Genomic DNA, 249 nt, shown 5'->3' on the forward strand with positions numbered 1-249 from the left:
GTCCTCGGGCGTGACGTTGAGCTTCTTCACGAGATCGGTCGCGGCCTTGTTGACGCCGCTATGGTCCGTGACCATTTGCTGCGCGAACGCCTTCACGTCGCTCGATTTCGTCTTCGATTCGGCGAGCTTGCCCGCGTCGATATCGACCTGATTGGCCGTCACGACGATAGCCGCGATCTGCGGATCGGTCGGTCCGGCATTTTGCGCATGAGCCGCGATGCCTGCGAATGCGACTATCGCGCTCAACGC

The 249-nt window shown here is 61.4% G+C and carries 1 protein-coding gene; it reads right to left on the minus strand.

The window, feature by feature from the left end:
* The coding region (locus tag NCR93_RS31810; RefSeq protein ID WP_250532484.1) for a DUF4142 domain-containing protein at window positions 1-246 on the minus strand (246 nt) is incomplete at its 3' end.
* Between the last annotated feature and the right edge of the window lie 3 nt (window positions 247-249).

The organism is Caballeronia sp. ATUFL_F1_KS39, from assembly GCF_023630985.1.
Classification (GTDB): domain Bacteria; phylum Pseudomonadota; class Gammaproteobacteria; order Burkholderiales; family Burkholderiaceae; genus Caballeronia; species Caballeronia zhejiangensis.